This is a genomic window from Enterobacter sp. BIGb0383, assembly GCF_003751845.1.
Taxonomy (GTDB): domain Bacteria; phylum Pseudomonadota; class Gammaproteobacteria; order Enterobacterales; family Enterobacteriaceae; genus BIGb0383.
Genome location: NZ_RJKQ01000001.1, coordinates 590624 through 608934, shown reverse-complemented (window position 1 = coordinate 608934; position 18311 = coordinate 590624). Strand labels below are relative to the sequence as shown.

15 protein-coding genes and 1 pseudogene are annotated in these 18311 nt (G+C 54.6%); 10 read left to right on the top strand and 6 right to left on the bottom strand.

Translation table 11 applies throughout. The annotated features are described in order from the left end of the window. Positions 1 to 12: 12 nt before the first annotated feature. Both EDF81_RS03000 and EDF81_RS02995 read right to left on the bottom strand, forming a co-directional pair. Positions 13 to 1467, bottom strand: a complete 1455-nt coding sequence (locus tag EDF81_RS03000) for a UbiD family decarboxylase (protein WP_123346120.1) — start codon at positions 1465 to 1467, stop codon at positions 13 to 15. A gap of 10 nt (positions 1468 to 1477) precedes the next feature. Then, a complete protein-coding gene (locus EDF81_RS02995; RefSeq protein WP_123346119.1) occupies positions 1478 to 2056 on the bottom strand; it encodes a non-oxidative hydroxyarylic acid decarboxylases subunit B in 579 nt (192 codons plus the stop codon). A 96-nt stretch (positions 2057 to 2152) separates the two neighbouring features. Here EDF81_RS02995 and EDF81_RS02990 point away from each other — a divergent pair, with 96 nt between their 5' ends. Both EDF81_RS02990 and EDF81_RS02985 read left to right on the top strand, forming a co-directional pair. Continuing rightward, complete coding sequence (locus EDF81_RS02990; RefSeq protein ID WP_123346117.1) at positions 2153 to 2641, top strand: MarR family winged helix-turn-helix transcriptional regulator; 489 nt, start codon at positions 2153 to 2155, stop codon at positions 2639 to 2641. Continuing rightward, positions 2613 to 3641: a helix-turn-helix domain-containing protein gene (locus tag EDF81_RS02985; RefSeq protein ID WP_184999454.1), complete on the top strand. Its 1029-nt coding sequence runs from the start codon at positions 2613 to 2615 to the stop codon at positions 3639 to 3641. Before EDF81_RS02990 ends, EDF81_RS02985 begins: the two co-directional genes overlap by 29 nt. Before the next feature lies 1 nt (position 3642). Here the strand turns inward: EDF81_RS02985 and EDF81_RS02980 are convergent, their stop codons facing one another. Then, positions 3643 to 5025 (bottom strand): MFS transporter, encoded by a 1383-nt coding sequence (locus tag EDF81_RS02980; RefSeq protein WP_123346115.1) that lies wholly within the window; start codon positions 5023 to 5025, stop codon positions 3643 to 3645. Positions 5026 to 5348: 323 nt separating this feature from the next. Beyond that, complete coding sequence (gene yddG, locus EDF81_RS02975) at positions 5349 to 6260, bottom strand: aromatic amino acid DMT transporter YddG (RefSeq protein ID WP_123346113.1); 912 nt, start codon at positions 6258 to 6260, stop codon at positions 5349 to 5351. Between the two features lie 396 nt (positions 6261 to 6656). Here yddG and EDF81_RS02970 point away from each other — a divergent pair, with 396 nt between their 5' ends. From EDF81_RS02970 to EDF81_RS02955, 4 genes are all read left to right on the top strand, one after another. Further along, on the top strand, positions 6657 to 7559 hold the full coding sequence (locus tag EDF81_RS02970; RefSeq protein WP_123346111.1) for a dihydrodipicolinate synthase family protein: 903 nt from the start codon (positions 6657 to 6659) through the stop codon (positions 7557 to 7559). A 9-nt stretch (positions 7560 to 7568) separates the two neighbouring features. Further along, a complete protein-coding gene (locus EDF81_RS02965) occupies positions 7569 to 9071 on the top strand; it encodes an aldehyde dehydrogenase (protein WP_123346110.1) in 1503 nt (500 codons plus the stop codon). A gap of 150 nt (positions 9072 to 9221) precedes the next feature. After that, positions 9222 to 9911: a GntR family transcriptional regulator gene (locus EDF81_RS02960; protein WP_123346108.1), complete on the top strand. Its 690-nt coding sequence runs from the start codon at positions 9222 to 9224 to the stop codon at positions 9909 to 9911. Positions 9912 to 10154: 243 nt separating this feature from the next. After that, a complete protein-coding gene (locus EDF81_RS02955) occupies positions 10155 to 11474 on the top strand; it encodes an FAD-binding oxidoreductase (protein WP_123346106.1) in 1320 nt (439 codons plus the stop codon). A 47-nt stretch (positions 11475 to 11521) separates the two neighbouring features. Here EDF81_RS02955 and lysC read toward each other — a convergent pair whose 3' ends face one another. Continuing rightward, positions 11522 to 12886 (bottom strand): lysine-sensitive aspartokinase 3, encoded by a 1365-nt coding sequence (gene lysC / locus EDF81_RS02950; protein WP_123346104.1) that lies wholly within the window; start codon positions 12884 to 12886, stop codon positions 11522 to 11524. Positions 12887 to 13658: 772 nt separating this feature from the next. Between lysC and EDF81_RS02940 the strand changes: the two genes are divergently transcribed. From EDF81_RS02940 to yajD, 3 genes are all read left to right on the top strand, one after another. Beyond that, a complete protein-coding gene (locus tag EDF81_RS02940; protein WP_123346082.1) occupies positions 13659 to 15044 on the top strand; it encodes a diaminobutyrate--2-oxoglutarate transaminase in 1386 nt (461 codons plus the stop codon). A 17-nt stretch (positions 15045 to 15061) separates the two neighbouring features. Then, a complete protein-coding gene (locus EDF81_RS02935; RefSeq protein WP_123346080.1) occupies positions 15062 to 16525 on the top strand; it encodes an aspartate aminotransferase family protein in 1464 nt (487 codons plus the stop codon). 128 nt (positions 16526 to 16653) lie between these two features. Further along, a complete protein-coding gene (gene yajD, locus EDF81_RS02930) occupies positions 16654 to 16998 on the top strand; it encodes an HNH nuclease YajD (protein ID WP_123346079.1) in 345 nt (114 codons plus the stop codon). 5 nt (positions 16999 to 17003) lie between these two features. Here the strand turns inward: yajD and EDF81_RS24195 are convergent. Beyond that, positions 17004 to 17093: pseudogene (locus EDF81_RS24195) on the bottom strand (AraC family transcriptional regulator); the annotation flags it as partial. 121 nt (positions 17094 to 17214) lie between these two features. Here EDF81_RS24195 and EDF81_RS02925 point away from each other — a divergent pair. After that, complete coding sequence (locus EDF81_RS02925) at positions 17215 to 18195, top strand: hypothetical protein (RefSeq protein WP_123346077.1); 981 nt, start codon at positions 17215 to 17217, stop codon at positions 18193 to 18195. Positions 18196 to 18311: the final 116 nt, after the last annotated feature.

The window sequence follows — 18311 nt, the reverse complement described above, 5'->3', positions numbered from 1 at the left end:
ACGCTTTTCAGATTACCAGTTATCCAGCACGCGCTGGCGGACATCCTCAGGGTATCCCTGCTCAAACGAGGCGTGAAGGTGGCGCACGCTCTGTAGCGTATCAAACACCACTTTTGCGCCCTTACCGGCCACATACTCTTCTTCTTCGTAGCACTGTGGAAGGCGGATCACTCGCTGCTCGTCAAATACGACGCGGCGTCCGACCGGATGGACGCGGGTCGAGAGTACCCAGACGACCTCGCGCAGATTGGTCGGGTCAAAATCATCATCCACCACGTACACTTTCGGGATAAAGACCATCGCGTCGGTCTTAAACAGCACCTCACCGATCCGCTGAGCCAGCGCTTCACTGCTCATGCCCGGCAACTGCTCGCGCCAGTTCTGCGGTACGACAACCAGCAGCCAGTGCACCGTAGAATCTTCCGGGATCCAGGTCGTTTTAACCGGCAATCCGGCATCGCGCAGATACGTCAACGCATCCGCGGCCAGTCCCATCGCCCAGAGCGTATGGGACTCGTCCGTCGGGCGGCCGGTGATCGACATCGGCCAGATAGGATCGTCCCGGTGGGTAATGGTCTCCACGTGGAATGTCGGCTGGGCGGAAGAGCCTTCGCCCAGATAACCGCCGTATTCGCCGTAAGGGCCTTCCTGGCAGTCGCGCTCAATGGACACATGGCCCTCAATGACGATTTCCGCCGTGGCGGGGACATCCAGATCGAGGCTGACCGCTTTGACCACCGGGACCGGTTCACCGGCCAGGGTGCCGATATAGTCCGCTTCATCAGCATGCGCCGGAATGGGAATACCGGAAACGCAGGAGATCGCCGGGGCGGGACCCTGAACCAGCGCGTAGGGCATCGGCTGGCCCAGCTTGACCCATTCGGACCAGATCTGGCCGATATGCTGGCTCGGGACCATCAGCCCGACCATACGTTTGCTGTCCACCTTCATCACACGGGCAATGGACCAGTTGACCCATTTTCCGTCCGGGGTTTTCACAATCAGCGTGCCCCAGGTGTTGGTATAGCGGCCGCCGTCTTTATCATGGGCAAAAGGAATGGGGAAGCGGTCAAGGCTTGCCTCCTCGCCGCGCAAAATATTCTGCTGGCAGGGCGCATCGGCGGATGCCACGCGCACCGGCGGAATGCCTGGCTTATGACGTGCGGCCGAGAGCGCCTCAACAATATCCGGGCCGCTGGAGGCGGGATCGAGCCCGAGCGACATGGCGACGCGGGCATAGGGCATATCGCTTCGCGACGAGAGACCTGCGGGTGCGCCGAAAAGACGGAAGCCTGGCGCAACGCCCGCCACATTATGGAACAGCGGAGCCGGTGACTGAATTTCATAGCTGCGACGGGTGATGGCGCTGGGTTCAAAATCGCAGTCCACTTCACGTCTGACGTGCATAATATCGCCCATCGCGTCGAGTGCATCGATATAACTTCTTAGATCATTGTAATATTTCATCAGGCTCTCCTTAAGCCGTGGCGTGGGACGTCGGGGTTTCACCCCAGCGTTTGGTGAGATTATTTTCAAGGCCGAACTGATCGAGAATGCGGGAGGCGACGTGATTAATAATGTCGTCCGTCGATTCAGGGTGGTTATAGAAGGCCGGCATCGGCGGCATCATCATCGCGCCAGCCCGCGTCAGGGCGAGCATATTCTCAAGATGAATGGCGTTAAGCGGGGATTCGCGGGGTACCAGCACCAGTTTGCGCTGCTCTTTCAGCGTGACGTCGGCCGCACGGGCGATAAGACCCTCACCGTAGCCGCAGCGGATAGCGGCCAGGGTTTTCATACTGCAGGGAACAACGATCATCCCGTCAACGCGAAAGGATCCGCTGGAGATGGCCGCAGCCTGATCCCGCTCGCTGTAAGTCTTTGAGGCAAGAGCGATAACCTCCTGTACACTGTACGGCGTTTCCAGCTCTATGGTTGTACGTGCCCATCTGGAGATAACAAGATGGGTTTCGACATCGAGCTCTTTTAGTGCACGAAGAACACGGACGCCAATTGCAGCGCCAGTAGCGCCAGTCATGCCTACAATAAGCTTCATGGGGTTCTCTTTTCAGAAGGTTTTAAGATATAGTTTGAACTCAAACTGTTTGCGCTCGAACTGTATGCTCATCGTTTCAGGGAGTCAAGGCTGTCCATGTCAGAAAATCGCGATCTTATTCTCGCGGCCCCGCTATGGCCGCACGGTGAAAGTTCCCTTATGCACCTGATGCGGCGTGCCGGTCAGTACTCCACGACCTGCTGGGCGCAGAGCGTGGATACCGGGCTGTCGGCCGTGCAATACGCCATTCTGGTGGTCCTGGCGGAGGAGAGCGTGTGCGATCAGCAAACCCTGGGAAACCGGGCAGGATTTGATAAAGCCACCGGCACTTACGTTATCGACAGGATGAACAAAAGCGGGCTGCTCCACGTCGAGACCGACCCGGAAAATCGCCGCCGCAAGCGGGTGTCGATGACGCCGGAGGGTGAGGCTATGCTGACGCAGATGATTGCGCAGGCAATAAATGCGGAAAAGCTGATCGCCAGCGGGCTGGACGCGCAGGATATTGCCGATCTTAAGCGTCTGCTGAGCAAAATCGGTGGCGTGCAGGAGCCTGATGAAAATGCCGAAAACCACGACACCTGATCTCCCGGCAGCGCCAAAGCCCGATCTGACGATCGGTTTTTTGCTGATGCGGCAATTTACCCTGGCTTCGGTCGCAGGCCTGGTGGAATCCCTGCGCTTTGCCGCCGATGAGTCCTTCGCCAGCCGACAGATTTTTTGCCGCTGGGAGTGGATGACCTGCGATAACCAGCCGGTTACGGCCAGCTGCGGACTGCCGGTTTCACCGACGGCCATCCTCGATTTTGCCAAAGAGTGGGACTACTTTGTGATTGCTGGCGGGCTTCTGGAAGAAACGCGGCAGTCACCGGCCTGGCTCCTGGAGGCTCTGCAGGATCTGCATAAGCGCAATATCCCGATTATCACGCTGTGCAGCGGGGCCTTTGTCGCCGGTAGCGCGGGGCTGCTGGATGGTCGTCACTGTGCGATCCATTTCACCACCCGGGATGAGTTCAGAACGCGTTTTCCCAAAGCGATTCCGGTTATCGACAAAACGTATATCAAAGACGGCGGCATTATCTCCTGTCCGGGCGGAACGGCTATCGATCTGGCCGCCGATCTGATCCGCCAGCACTGCGGGCTGGTACGTTCGCAAAAGGTACTGAAATATCTGCTGGTGGATGACGCACCCGCAGGCAAAACGAAGAAGCAGACGCCCGTTAACCAGCCCGATATCTATGAGAATGAACTGGTCACGAAAGTGATTGCGTTTATGAAACACCATCTTGATTCGCCGGTGCCGCTGGCCGAGGTTGCGGAGTTTGCCGGCGTGACGTTCCGCCAGCTCAATCTGATTTTTACTAAGTGTACCAGCCACTCTGCGGCGGTGTACTGGCGGCAGATGCGGCTGGAGAAGGCGCGCAGACTGATGGCCGATTCCAGCAACAGCATCCATGCCATTGCCGCCGCTACCGGGTTTTCAGATGCGTCGCATCTTATTGCCTGGTTTCGTAAACACTATGGTGAAACGCCGAGTTCATTCAGAAAACGGCGTCGGGAAGTGGAAAAACTGATTAAAGAGTAGCTTACAGCGAGTTACGTTTGGCTATCTGCGCGGGCATATAGCCTTCTCGCGGGCTTTCTTCCTCAAGAGAAGAGGCTTCAGCCAGGCTACGGGCGTTGGTTTCCGGGGCAAGGAACCAGGACGCAATCAGTCCGAAGAAGGTAATGCCCGCGGCGATATACATGGTTGTCCCGATCCCCTGCGTCTGCAGAGAGAAGGGCACCAGCCAGGTCCCCACCGCCGCACCCACGCGCGACAGAGAAGTGCCGACACCGACCGCGCAGGCGCGGATCTCGGTGGGGAAAATCTCATTCGGATAGACCAGCTGCAGCACCTGCGCACCGCCAATAAACAGCGCATAGGCACCGAACATCAGCAGGATCAGCGCCGACGGCCCGTCACGCAGCATCCCCAACAGCAGCAGCGCCAGCCCGGACCACAGGAAGCTGTGCAGCAGCAGTTTACGTCGCCCGAGCACATTCACCAGTCTTGTGGCGATAATGCAGCCCACCACAAACAGCAGCGTAATGGCCACCGAGCCGTAAGATGCCCAGCCACCGGTGAGATGGAGCGCATCCAGCACCCTCGGGGCAAAGGCGTATACGGCAAATACCGGGATCACGGAGCAGGTCCAGAAAATGGTCACAAAGGCCATGCGCTTGCCGTAACCCGAATGCAGCAGGCTGGTGAAAGAGAGGTTTTTGCTCTCCACCTGTTCAGGCAGGTTCTCAAGGCCAAAATCGTTGCCGTAGACCTTGCGAATGACCGCTTCTGCCTCTGCGTGTCGACCTTTGCTGAGCAGCCAGCGCGGAGATTCCGGCGTGCCAAGACGGACCAGGAACAGCAGGGCACCAATCACTGCGGTACTGGCCAGCGCGAAACGCCAGGCGTTTTCACCGCCGAAATGCAGGATGGCTTCACCGGTAAGATAGGCCGCTGCCGCCCCGGCAAACCACAGGATTGTCAGGGTCGCGAGGCACGGACCGCGATTTTTCTTCGGCAGAAACTCCACCAGAAAAGCGGTTGCTACGGGATATTCAATCCCGACGGCCACGCCGCTCATAAAGCGCAGTGCAAACAACATCTCACCGCTCTGCACCCAGAACTGGGCCAGGGAGCAGACAACAAACAGCGTCGGCCCGACAAAGTAGAGCAGGCGCCTGCCAAACCGGTCGGTCAGTGCGCCACCGAAAAAACCACCAAAGAAGATACCAATCAGCGCCGAGGCGGCAATCAGACCTTCCCAGAAAGCGCTCAGACCGAGCGCGGGGGAGACCTTCATCATGGCAATGCCGATAATACTCAGGACATAACCATCGACAAAGGATCCGCCGCCGGATCGGACGGTCAGCAGCCGGTGAAAGCGATTCAGCGGCACATCTTCAACAGAAAGCGTATTTGACATAGAAACTCCTGTCTTTCCATAACGTTGTTAAATTACCTGCACGTAATTAGCGATGGGTTTTATAACAACCACGCGCATTGAGGTTTTTAATAACAACGGATATGAAATCAATATAGTTCAGGTAAGATCGTTAAACCGTTATCCATTGCAGATAAAAAGATCTTCATAAAATAATTAATGGGATGGTGCGCTCTTATATTATAGGGATCATGTTAAATACTCCTCCGGTGCAGGATAGTCGGATAAGATGTTGGTTTTATATTATTGGTTTTGCACAACATTACGCTTCACTACCGGGAGGGGCGAACCCCTCCCTTAAAAAATCAGGCGACTTCGTCTGAAAGCCGCTTAGTGACAACCACGCGGGTTGACCACCAGCAGATCAGCGACCCCAGGCTGACCATCGCCGTACCTTGCCAGAACGCCAGCGTCAGGTGCGAGTCGAGCATAAACGCGGCAAGAACGGCGGAGATAATCGGGATAAAGTAGGAGGCGGCTGCCAGTACCGTCACGTTACCGTGCAGGATCCCTATGTTCCACGCCGCGTAGCCAAAGCCCATCGCGATCGCCGCCAGGCCGAGACTGACCCACACCTGCCAGGAAAGAATAAACTCCGGCTGCGGCGCAATAAGAAATTTAATCCATAACGTTAATGCCGTTAAAATAAAGAACAACGTGATCCCATTATTGCCCTGGGCAATAATTTTGGTTACCACGCAATATATGGCCCAGATAACCGCTCCGGAAAATGCCAGGCCATAACTTAAGGGATTATCCATCACGTTATTTATCATTTCGTTGAGAGAGAATCCCTGGTCGCCACCTAATACTCTGGCAATCCCCACTACCGCGAGGAGTATCCCGGGAATAATAAACAGGCTGGTTTTCTGTCGGTTAACAATCACCGCCAGCAGAATAGTCATACTTGGCCAGAGGTAGTTCACCATACCGACTTCAATCGCCTGGCGTCCGCTGTGGGTAAAGCCCAGAGAGAGTGACAGGCACAGCTCGTAGCAGACAAACAACACGCTGCCGAGGATCAGATAGCTTCGCGGAAAGGTGCGGATCTTCGGAAAACCCACGGTAAACAGTAGCAGTACGGCGCTGCAGGTGTAGATCAACGCCGCACCTCCGATAGCACCGAAGCCATCGCTGACGCTTTTAATCAGTCCCACAATGGCGCTCCAGAGAAGGATGGCAATCAATCCAATGAGCGTCGCTTTCTTTTGGGGCATAACCCTGTACCTCTGTTTACATTTTGATCACGATCGGGGCGTCTGGTACGGCGATCTGTTAAATCCTGGTTAAATACAGTCTTAAAACTATGCCTCCGGGAAGGGGCTGTAAATACGTCAAAGAGTGCAATAATTCCGGAATGTGATCGTTATCTGAATTCATATAGAAAATTACTACGTCGAATAAACAATTTTAACAAATTGAATATAAACAACTTATTTCCTATTCATGGTACAAATTTACTATTTATACGTATTTATATTGTATTTTATATGTATACAAAAAAACATTCCTTTGTTGACCTCCCTCGAATACACATGCAAATGTTTAACAAACGCAGCGTGCCTGTGCGCAGCAGACCGTCAAGGTCGTGAATTCCCACTCTGGAGGTTAACGTGTTTACATTTGAAGGTATCTATACCCCGGCCATTACCCCGTACGCAGCCGATGGCAGCATTGATTTTGCACGTTTCTCCGATGTGCTGGAGTCCCTCATTGAAGCACGCGTGCACGGCATTATTATCGGCGGCTCCACCGGGGAGTATTACGCCCAGAGTCCTGAAGAGCGTTTTGCGCTGGTGGAGCACGCCCGCAAAGTAACGGTAGGGCGTACGGCGCTGATCGTCGGGACCGGTGCTATCCGTACCGAAGATGCGGTCACCTATGCCAAACACGCCCGTGAAAACAATGCAGATGCCATTCTGGTGACCTCCCCGCCGTACGCGCTGCCAACCGAACTGGAAAATGCGCATCATGCCCTGACCGTCGATAAAGCGGCCCAGCTGCCCATCATGCTTTACAACTATCCTGGACGGATGGGGGTCACCATGGGGGAAACCTACTTCCGTGAGGTGAGCCGCTCTGCCAACGTGGTCGCGATTAAAGAGAGCTCCGGCGATTTTAATAACCTGCATCTGCTGGCCTGCCAGTTCCCGCAGATCGGGCTCTCCTGCGGCTGGGACGATCAGGCCCTGGAATTCTTTGCCTGGGGCGCACGCAGCTGGGTCTGCGCCGGTTCCAACTTTATTCCGCGTGAACATATTGCGCTTTATAACGCCTGCGTGGTGGAGAAGGACTTCGACAAGGGCCGTAAAATTATGGCGGCGATGATGCCGCTGATGAATTTCCTCGACGGCGGTAAGTTTGTGCAGTCTATTCGCTATGGCTGCGAGCTGGCGGGCCTGAGCTCCGGCCCGGTTCGCGCGCCATTGCTCGGACTGGATGAAGAAGAAAAAGCGCAGCTGCAGGCCGTGATTGCCGACGTGAAGCGCAACGTGGCTGCGGTTTCGGCCGTGTAAGGAGGGGAAATGATACAGCTGAAAACCCTGGCCGATGTCACACGCCTGGCCCGCGAACTGCCGTTCCCGGATAAGGCATTTATAAACGGTCGTTTTGTTACGGCAGCCTCGGGCAGAACCCTGCCGACCACCAATCCGGCGACCGGAGAGCCGCTGACGGCTATCGCGGCCTGCGACAGCACGGACGTTGACGCGGCAGTCCGTGCCGCTCGCACGGTCTTCGACGCGGGAGACTGGAGCAAGCTTGCACCCGGCGAGCGCAAAACGGTGCTGCTTAAGCTGGCTGACTTGATGGAGCGCGAGCTAAACCCGCTGGCGGTGCTGGAAAGCCTCGACAGTGGCAAACCGGTGAGTGAATGCCTGGCGGTAGATGTGCCTGAGACCATTCATATTATCAGGTGGTATGCCGAAGCTATTGATAAGCTCTACGATCAGACTGCGCCCGTTGGCAACGGTGCGATGGCGCTGGTGGTGCGTGAACCTGTTGGCGTGGTGGGCTGCGTACTGCCGTGGAACTTCCCGCTGCTGATGCTGGCCTGGAAGATTGGCCCGGCGCTGGCGGCCGGCTGTTCGGTGGTAGTCAAACCCGCCGAACAAACCTCCCTGACCGCGCTGCGTGTTGCCGAGCTGGCACACGAAGCGGGGTTACCGGCGGGCGTGCTGAATATTGTCACCGGAACGGGCAAAGAGGTCGGCGAGCCGATTGGCCTGCATCCGGATATCGATATGGTGAGCTTTACCGGATCTACGGCGACCGGGCGACGCTTTCTGCACTACGCTGCCGACTCCAACCTGAAAAAGGTGGTGCTTGAATGCGGCGGCAAAAATCCGGCGATTGTTTTCGCTGATGCAGACGATCTGCACAGCGTTGCCGGACACGTGCTGAACGGTGCTTTCTGGAACATGGGTGAGAACTGTTCCGCGACGTCACGTTTGCTGGTGCAGGAAGAGGTGAAAGAGGCGCTTCTGGCTATCCTGGCAGAGCAGCTCGGCAGCTGGCGGATGGGTGAGCCTCTGGATCCGGACAACAACCTGGGCACGCTCATTTCAGCGGAGCATTTCAGCAAGGTCAGCGGCTATCTCGATACCGCCCGTCAGGAAGGACTGCGTATTCTGCACGGCGGCGCGACAGAGCAGGAGATCTATGTTCAGCCGACGATTATTGACGGGGTTACGCCGCAGAGCGCGCTGTTCCGGGAAGAGATCTTTGGCCCAATCCTCTGTATCACCACCTTCAAAACGGAAGCCGAAGCCGTTGCACTGGCAAACGACACGCCTTATGGCCTGGCGGCGTCGGTCTATACCGGCACGCTTAACCGGGCGATCCGCGTTTCCCGCGCCGTTCGCGCGGGTACGGTGACGGTTAACTGCTTCGGTGAAGGCGATGCGACGACGCCGTTCGGCGGCTATAAACAGTCCGGTTTTGGTGGGCGTGATAAATCGGTTTTCGCCCTCGATCAATATACCGAGCTGAAGACGATCTGGATCGATATCCCCAACGGCGAGGCCTGAATGAACGCCTTCTGACGCCATGTTATTAAGTGAAAGAGTGTGATGCCGTTCAGGCAGTAAATTTTTGTATTATTTTTGCTGTATACAGCCTTTTTCTGTAGGTTGAACGGCATAGCACTCAGGATACATGCGTTATTACAGGAGGCGGCAGTGGCAACGGGTAAAGCAGCGTTATATGAGGATTTAAAGCGTCAAATCTTAACGATGGAACGCGATCCGGATGAGTTACTGGACGAAGCCAGCCTGACGGCGCAGTACGGTTTATCCCGCACGCCGGTCAGGGAAGTTTTTCAGCGCCTGGCGGGAGAAGGGTATCTGGATATCGTCGAGAAACGCGGCGTGCGGGTGATCCCCATGAGCCACGCCACGCTGCGTAATTTCTTCCTGGTGGCTCCGATGATCTACGCGGCAATCGGACGCCTTGCCGTCCAGCACTACAAACCCGTCCAGCTTAAGGCGCTGAAGGAGACCCAGAAACGTTTTCGTAAGGCGGTGCAAACCCGCGATGCCGAAGCGCTGGCGCTGGAGAATAATCGCTTCCATGAAATTATGGGTGAGATGGCGGGCAATCCGTATCTGCAGCCAAGCCTGGGACGATTGCTGATCGACCACTGCCGTATCGGCCACACTTTTTTCCGCCCGCGAAATGAAGATATGAACCAGCGTCTGCACCTTGCCGCCGATCACCACGATGCTTTTATCGTGGCCATTGAGGCGCATGACGAACAGGCGGTTGTCGATCTGGTCTTCGAACACTGGGAATTGTCCCGTGAAAATATGGAAATTTTTATCGCGCCGCAGGCGCTAAAAGCCGACGACCTGATTCAGTCGTCCAACTGAATCCCCGCTATTTAAACGCTGCTGACCTCCGTCGGCGGCGTCTCTTCTGACCTTATTTTTTACCTCTTATTGACGCTTGCAGTAATTTTGCAATCCACTTAACATTTCTTAAACATAAAATATACATCATGTATACATCGTGTATTTGCGAGCCTATGATGATTGTCATAAACCCTGCATCACAGGCCCCGCGTTATCAGGGCCGGTGAATATAAAAAATGAAACCATACCGGAGTAAATACCGTGCAAAAGGTAACCTCGCTGCCCGCCGATGACGCGCTGCCGGGCTGGTATCACACCAGCGCATCCCGTACCCCACGCCCGGCGCACGTCGGACAAAAACAGGCCCGTTGGGCGATCGTAGGGGCGGGGCTAACCGGCCTCGCCGCCGCCCGTCAGCTGGCGCTGAATTTCCCCGACGATGAGATCGTGCTGATTGAAGCCCAGGAGGTGGGCTTTGGTTCCTCCGGGCGTAATGCCGGGTTCGCGATTGATGTCCCGCATGATATTGGCGCGAAGGACTATATTGGCGAGGTGAAGACCGCGAATTTAATATTGCAACTCAACACGCTGGGGCAAAACTATTTACGCGATATCGTGCGGGAAAATGGTATCGACTGTCAGATGTCAGAATCCGGGAAATATCAGGCGGCGGTGGGCGAGCAGGGGATTGCGATTCTGGAAGCCTACCGGAGCGGTCTGGAAAAAATTGGTCGTAAAACGCAGATGATTGACGGTAAGGATCTGCCGGAACATATCGGTATCTCTTACTATAAAAAAGCGCTGTTTATTCCGGGAACCATGCTGCTACAACCTTCGGCGCTGGTGAAAGGGCTGGCGGACAGCCTGCCTTCCAACGTCACGCTGTATGAATATACGCCGATTAGCGGCATTCACTACGGCGATAAAGTCACGCTGGTGCACGATAAAGGCAGCATTACCGCCGACAAGCTGATTCTGGCCAACAACGCCTTTGCGTCGCACTTTGGTTTTCTGCGCGGGCGGCTGCTGCCGACCTTCCTGTACGGCAGCCTTTCGCGGCAGCTGACCCCCGAAGAGCAGGCCAGACTGGGTGGAAAACCGGTGTGGGGCGTGATCCCGGCGCATCCGTTTGGCAGCACCCTCCGCCGTACGGTGGATAATCGCATACTGGTCCGTAACAGCTTTAGCTTCCACTCCAACGGGCGTCCCAACGAGAAGCTGCTCCGACACTATACGGAGAATCACCGGAAATCCTTCGAACGGCGTTTCCCGCTGCTGTCAGACGTTGATTTTGAATACTCGTGGAGCGGCGCGATTTGCCTGTCGGAAAACCATGAAGGCTTCTTTGGTCAACTGGCTCCAAATGTCTACGGCGCATTGTGCTGTAACGGCCTCGGCATTACGCGCGGTACGGCTACCGGTAAACTGCTGGCCGATATGATTGCCGGGAAGCAACATCCGCTGATTGATTTCCTTAAGGCGTCGCCGGGACCGAATAAAACGCCGCCGGAGCCATTCCTCTCTATCGGGGTGAATTCGGTGCTTAAATGGGGTCACTATCGGGCGGGGATGGAAGTGTAACTTACTGAAACCGGGGGAACGGCCAGGCCGTTTCCCCCTTTACGTCTTTACAGCTCAAACAGACGGCGATGCAGCGCTTTTATTGCGTCATCCGTCGATTCCGCCGGGAGCAGGATGCACAGGTTGTGGTGAGATGCGCCGTGGCAAATCATCCGCACCGGATGCGTTTCCAGTTCAGCAAAGACCGCGTTGCAGGCACCGGATGCCCGGGAGAGATCGTTCCCCACCAGGGTGACCAGATCGAGACCGGTTTCCACTTCGACGCGACAGTGGGATGACAGCTCCGTCAGCAGAGACGTGGTCAGCGTATCCGCTTCCCCGGAGGTGGCTCCGCTGGCGTTAAGGATCAGCGCGAGGCTCGATTCTGACGCCGTCATCAGGTCCAGAGACGCTTCGTGGCGTGACAGGATCCCAAAGATATCGGCCAGGAAGGCGTGGGTCGGCTGCGTATTCACATTCTGCAGCTTCAGCAGCGTCTGTCGACGGCGCACGGCCAGGGCGCGATAGCGCGGCGGATTTTCGGCATCGCGGCATACCAGGGTGCCACCGGCAGACGGATTTTTGCTCGAGCCGACAAATACCGGGATATTCTTGCGCACCGCCGGCAGCATCGTCGCCGGATGCAGGACTTTTGCCCCGAAGGTGGCCATTTCGCTGGCTTCGGAAAACGAGATCCGGTCAATACGCTGTGCCCGGGCCACGACGCGTGGGTCCGTGGTATAGATACCGGCGACATCGGTCCAGATATCGACCCGCGCTGCGGACAAGGCTTCACCCAGCAGGGATGCGGTATAATCGCTGCCGCCGCGGCCCAGTGTGGTGGTTTGCCCCGTCGAATCGCTGCCGATAAAGCCCTGGGTCACAATCAGCGCCTGTTCAGTACGCGGGCGCAGCTGTTTTTCTGCAAGCTCCGCGATGGCCGCGGGCTGCGGTTCGGCACAGCCAAAACAGTTATCGGTACGGATAACCTTGCGTGCGTCAAACCACTCGGTTTCTACGCCGCGTTCGCGCAGAACTTCCACGAACAGCAGGCTGGAGATCAGCTCTCCGTGACTCACCAGCGCATCGCTCAGCGCGACTGAACTCTCATTCGCGGCGGCGTCGGCAAGACGGCTAATATTATCGAGCAGATGATCGATTTCCTCCCCAATAGCCGTCGGCTGTTTCAGGCGAGAAATAATGTTGTATTGAATAGCGCGGAGGGTGTCTATCTTATCCAGACGATCCTGGTTTTCCAGGCCCGCAGAAAGCTCAACCAGGAGGTTAGTCACGCCTGCAGAGGCGGATAAAACAACGAGGCGAACATCCTGGTCGGCAAGGATGATATCGGCGCTGTGGCTCATCGCATCAAAGTCAGCAACGCTGGTGCCGCCGAATTTGGCAACGACAATGTGTGGAACAATGGAGGTCATAACGGTCTCATATCAGGGCGCCATTAAAAATGGCATGAAAATTTTCATTCCCGGCATAAGGGACGTACGCGGTTATCCGGTGACGTTCTCCTTACGAAATGTCCGCCCGCGAACATTTCTGATTACAACCCAGGAGCCAGCTCCCGTTGTCGATAGCCTGTTTTGCCTGTCTCAGGTTACCGGGTGTGATGCGTGTGAGTGGATTAAATACAGCGTCCTTCTTCTTTTTATGGCGTCGGTCGACGCGATCATTAAAACGTCATCTCTTCCCGCTACTGTCCGGGTAAATTTGGCGCAGAGAAAATTGAGCGCGGGCATAGTAAGTGATTTGCTCCGCTGAATCGATACTTTCCTGACGGATTGCGACAAACTTATGGCAAAAAGTCATACTCAGGCCAATAGTTTCCTCCGTTATTGCCCATAAATAGCTCAATGGACAGTAAACGACGACATTGGTATGGGTTAAGCCTAAAGCCAAATTGTTTTTTATTGTTGATTTTTAAGGTTATTTTTTGAAAGAAATTGCAAAAAATTAACTATTGAGTCCATCGTTAAAACAACATATATTAGCCGCGCTTTTTTATAGCTAACCCTTTTATGTACCCTAAATAATTCGAGTTGCATCAAGGCGGCAAGAGAGTGAATCCCCTGGAGCTTACATCAGTAAGTGACTGGGGTGAGCGAACGCAGCCAACGCAGAGGCAGCTTGAAGTATGACGGGTAAAACATTAATTCAACCCGGCGTCGAGATACCCGCGGTTGTAGGAGAGATATGATGACGGATAAAGTCCGTATTGATACTTTGAGTGCTAATTCATTACCGCAACGCAATGAAACCTTTTTAGCAAGACAAGCTGAGTTTGAATCGAACGTCAGGAGTTATCCACGCAAACTGCCATTCGCGATTGCTAAAGCGAAGGGCGTCTGGATCACCGATGTTGAAAATAATCAATATCTTGACTGCCTCGCAGGTGCCGGGACTCTGGCGCTTGGTCATAACCATCCTGATGTGCTTGAAAGCATCCAAAGTGTCATTACCAGTGGCTTACCGTTACATACGCTCGACCTGACCACTCCGCTGAAAGATGAGTTTTCCGCTTATCTGCTGTCGCTGCTGCCGGGTCAGGGCAAAGAGTACTGCCTGCAGTTTACCGGTCCTTCCGGTGCCGATGCCGTTGAAGCGGCGTTAAAGCTGGCTAAAAAAGTGACCGGTCGTTCCGGCATTATCAGCTTCTCCGGTGGCTATCACGGTATGACCCACGGCGCGCTCTCGGTGACCGGTAACCTGTCTCCGAAAGAAGCGGTCGACGGCATGATGCCGGAAGTCCAGTTTATGCCTTACCCGAACGAGTACCGTTGCCCGCTGGGTATCGGTGGCGAAGCCGGCGTGAAAGCGCTGACTTACTACTTCGACAACCTGATCAACGACGTCGAAAGCGGCGTGCGCAAACCTGCTGCGGTGATCCTTGAAGCCGTACAGGGCGAGGGCGGTGTTAACCCGGCCCCGAAAGAGTGGCTGCAGCGCATCCGTAAAGTGACGCAGGAACACGGCATTCTGCTGATCCTCGACGAAGTGCAGGCGGGCTTTGCCCGTACCGGCAAATTCTTCGCCTTCGAGCACGCCGGTATCGAGCCGGATATCATTGTGATGTCAAAAGCCGTAGGCGGCGGTTTACCGCTGGCCGTTCTCGGTATCAAAAAGCAGTTCGATGCCTGGGCACCTGGCCACCACACCGGGACTTTCCGTGGCAACCAGCTGGCGATGGCGACCGGCCTGACCACGCTGAAGATCCTGAAAAACCAGGATATTGCCGCTAAAGTTGCCGCTAAGGGCGACTGGCTGAAAGCCAAACTGGCAGAGCTGCAGAAACGTTACCCGGTTATTGGTCACGTACGCGGTCTGGGCCTGATGATCGGTATTGAGATCGTTAAGCCGCAGGAAGCTCAGGACCATATGGGTTGCTACCCGGCAGATGGCGAACTCTCTGCGCTGCTGCAGAAAAAATGCTTTGAAGCAGGCCTGATCCTGGAGCGCGGTGGCCGTCACGGTAGCGTGCTGCGTCTGCTGCCTTCTCTGCTGATCGATAACGCAGAGCTGGAAGTGTTCCTCGATAAATTTGAGAACGCGATGCTGGCTGCCGGCGTGAAGCCGGTTTAATCGGAGTGAGTGAGCGAATGTCTGATATCAATCCGATTCTGTCTGGCTCGGCGGAGAGCATTGCCGCCTACCAGGACGCTATCGAGCAGAGCACCAAAGCCGTTGTGCAGTGGTTACAGCAGCCTGAGATGTATCAGGGTAAAACCGTTGAGCAGCTGCGCGAGCGCATCAATTTAGACTTTACCTCTCAGGGCCTGGGTAACCAGGTCGCTATTGAGCGCGCGGTTGAGTATTTCCTCAAGGACAGCCTCTCCGTGCACCATCCTCAGTGCGTGGCCCATCTCCACTGCCCGAGCCTGGTCATTAGCCAGGCGGCGGAAGTGCTGATCAACGCCACCAACCAGAGTATGGATTCCTGGGATCAGAGCCCGTCCGCGACCATCATTGAGGTTAAACTCATTGAGTGGCTGCGCGAGCAGGTGGGTTACACCGCCGGCGATTCCGGGGTGTTCACCAGCGGCGGCACCCAGAGCAACCTGATGGGTCTGATGCTGGCCAGGGACGCATTTTTTGCCCGCCAGGGCCACTCTGTTCAGCAGAATGGCTTAACCGGAAACCTCAGTAAAATCAAAGTCTTCTGCTCTGAGAACGCACACTTCTCCGTACAGAAGAATATGGCGCTGATGGGGCTGGGTTATCAGTCCGTGACGCTGGTGAAAACCGACGAATTCTCGCGGATGGATGTGAGCGATCTGGCTGATAAGCTGGCCCAGGCGAAAGCCAACGGCGAGCAGGTTCTGGCCATTGTTGCCACGGCGGGTACCACTGACGCGGGCGCTATCGATCCGTTAACGGAAATCGTTGCGCTGGCAGAAAAAGAGCAGATCTGGGTACACGTTGATGCGGCATGGGGCGGTGCGCTGCTGCTCTCTGAGAAGTATCGCCACTACCTGGACGGCCTTGAGCTGGCGGATTCCGTCACTCTGGACTTCCATAAGCAGTACTTCCAGACCATTAGCTGTGGCGCATTCCTGCTTAAGGATGCCCGTCATTACCAACTGATGCGCTATCAGGCGGCTTACCTGAACTCTGACTTTGACGAAGAGCAGGGCGTGCCGAACCTGGTATCGAAATCTCTGCAGACCACCCGTCGTTTCGACGCGCTGAAACTGTGGATGGGTCTCGAAGCGCTGGGCAAAAAGCAGTACGCCGAAATCATTGATAACGGCGTGACCCTCGCACAGCAGGTCGCAGAGTTCGTTTCTGCCCAGCCTGAGCTGGAGCTGGTCATGCAGCCGCAGCTGGCGAGCGTACTGTTCCGCTTCCGTCCGGGTCAGGGCGACACGGCGTTTGTTGCGCTGCTGAACCAGCGGATCGGCGATGCGCTGCTGGCCTCCGGTGCCGCCAACGTTGGCGTAACCGAAGCCGACGGCGTGACTTGTCTGAAGCTGACGCTGCTGAACCCGGTGGTAAACCTTGCAGACGTTAAAGTTCTGCTGGCCAGCGTCACCGCCTGTGGGCAGCAACTGCTGAACGCGTAGTCTCTGCGCTGAGATAAGAGCCGACGTCAGAAATGCCGTCGGCTTTTTTATATCTGCAGGATTGATAAAGACCGGATTTCACCGGACACTAGCAATAACCTTATTTTGTTACCAGGAAACGAGCTGATATGGCCATTATCCCGAAAAACTATACGCGCCTCGAAAGTGGCTATCGCGAAAAAGCGCTGAAACTCTTCCCGTGGGTCTGCGGACGTTGCTCCCGCGAATTCGTCTATTCAAACCTGCGCGAACTGACCGTCCATCATATGGATCACGATCACACCAATAACCCGGAAGACGGAAGCAACTGGGAGCTGTTGTGCCTGTACTGCCACGATCACGAGCACTCCAAATACACCGAAGCCGACCAGTATGGTTCAACCGTTATCGCCGGTGACGATGCCCAGAAGGATGTGGGTGAGGCGACCTATAATCCCTTTGCCGATTTAAAGGCGATGATGAACAAGAAATAGTCCGCTCAGTCCGAATTAATATGCTCTTTACAGTAGCGGCGCTTCCAGGCTGCGGGCGTCAGTCCCACGGCCTTGCGAAAGATCTGGCGGAGATGGGTAAGCTTAGCCAGCATCATCGCCGACGGCCTTTTTGTCGTCGGCTTTGCCTGGCAGTTTTTTTCCGCGTAAACTTCCTGCCACTCCCTGAATGAAAATAGTTTGGCAGGAAATTCAACGATGGATTATGTAGACAGTGAATTAAACCCCGTAACAGATAGCGTAAAAAACCGATTTATAGATTTAGAAAATCATCTACAGACGCTGAGTGGGCAGGGTGAGGTGCAACTGCTTTACCGTGGAGAACAACTGCATAATATCAAAAAACGCCTGATAAAAAATCCTGGTACAGAGCAAGAAAAAGAAATTTATGAACGAGCATTTTACTTTGGCGATAAGGCCAGGCATTTTTCAGTCGATGTTTTTACGCCGGGGCGGAATTACCTCACCAATATCAATGACCATTCAAACAACACCTTCGCGTTTATTCACGATCGTATCTGCAATATTCTTAAAGACCCCAAATCATCAACCAGAGTCGAAAAATGCACCGATAATAAATTCAGACGGTACTTTCTCGGAGCAGACTCCAAAGATGATTTTCTGAAGAAAATCAACACCTGTTATACCGATAAGACCAAAATCAATGCCCGGGACTACTATTTGTACTTTCTGCACGTCGCTGGTTCTCCGGGTATCCGCAAGGAAACAATGCTGGTCTCAACATCAAAAGATAAATCCGTAGCATTGCATTTTTTAAAATCCGCGAAGAAAGATAAGGTGATCTTTCATTACTTTGTTCCTGCGCCATTCCAGGATTATGCAATCGGCCCCTGGGAAATTGAACACCACGCAAAAATCATCCATGCTACGGGACTTCCGCAGTACTCACCCAAAGGGTTATATCCAGATCAGAATGAAATCGCGATCAAAGGCGCTCTGTTCCCACAGTTTTTGTTAGGGATTGAACTGGTCGGGAAAGATAAATTTATTATAAATGCTAGTTTTAACAAATCGATTAACAAGGATAACATTCCATCAATTGTCCAGCATGGTTTAGTTATAGACCAAAGCGATTTCGGCAACTCTATCTTTGGCACCGGATATATACGCTATGGTGAAAGCGATGGCGATGGGACATTTAGCTCTTATGATGTCTGACGGTTCAACCGCTGTTTTTAGTAGTTATTCAGGTAGCATATTGACCATCGCGACGCGGGAAGTCACAGTTGCTGGGTTTATCGAGGAAACTGGTTTACCTAAGGGATAAGAAAACA

Excerpts from the sequence above, each read along its gene's own strand:
- EDF81_RS03000 (WP_123346120.1), bottom strand. The coding sequence starts at position 1,467 with ATGAAATATTACAATGATCTAAGAAGTTATATCGATGCACTCGACGCG.
- EDF81_RS02995 (WP_123346119.1), bottom strand. The coding sequence starts at position 2,056 with ATGAAGCTTATTGTAGGCATGACTGGCGCTACTGGCGCTGCAATTGGC.
- EDF81_RS02990 (WP_123346117.1), top strand. The coding sequence starts at position 2,153 with ATGTCAGAAAATCGCGATCTTATTCTCGCGGCCCCGCTATGGCCGCAC.
- EDF81_RS02985 (WP_184999454.1), top strand. The coding sequence starts at position 2,613 with ATGAAAATGCCGAAAACCACGACACCTGATCTCCCGGCAGCGCCAAAG.
- EDF81_RS02980 (WP_123346115.1), bottom strand. The coding sequence starts at position 5,025 with ATGTCAAATACGCTTTCTGTTGAAGATGTGCCGCTGAATCGCTTTCAC.
- yddG (WP_123346113.1), bottom strand. The coding sequence starts at position 6,260 with ATGCCCCAAAAGAAAGCGACGCTCATTGGATTGATTGCCATCCTTCTC.
- EDF81_RS02965 (WP_123346110.1), top strand. The coding sequence starts at position 7,569 with ATGATACAGCTGAAAACCCTGGCCGATGTCACACGCCTGGCCCGCGAA.
- lysC (WP_123346104.1), bottom strand. The coding sequence starts at position 12,886 with ATGACCTCCATTGTTCCACACATTGTCGTTGCCAAATTCGGCGGCACC.
- EDF81_RS02940 (WP_123346082.1), top strand. The coding sequence starts at position 13,659 with ATGATGACGGATAAAGTCCGTATTGATACTTTGAGTGCTAATTCATTA.
- EDF81_RS02935 (WP_123346080.1), top strand. The coding sequence starts at position 15,062 with ATGTCTGATATCAATCCGATTCTGTCTGGCTCGGCGGAGAGCATTGCC.
- yajD (WP_123346079.1), top strand. The coding sequence starts at position 16,654 with ATGGCCATTATCCCGAAAAACTATACGCGCCTCGAAAGTGGCTATCGC.
- EDF81_RS02925 (WP_123346077.1), top strand. The coding sequence starts at position 17,215 with ATGGATTATGTAGACAGTGAATTAAACCCCGTAACAGATAGCGTAAAA.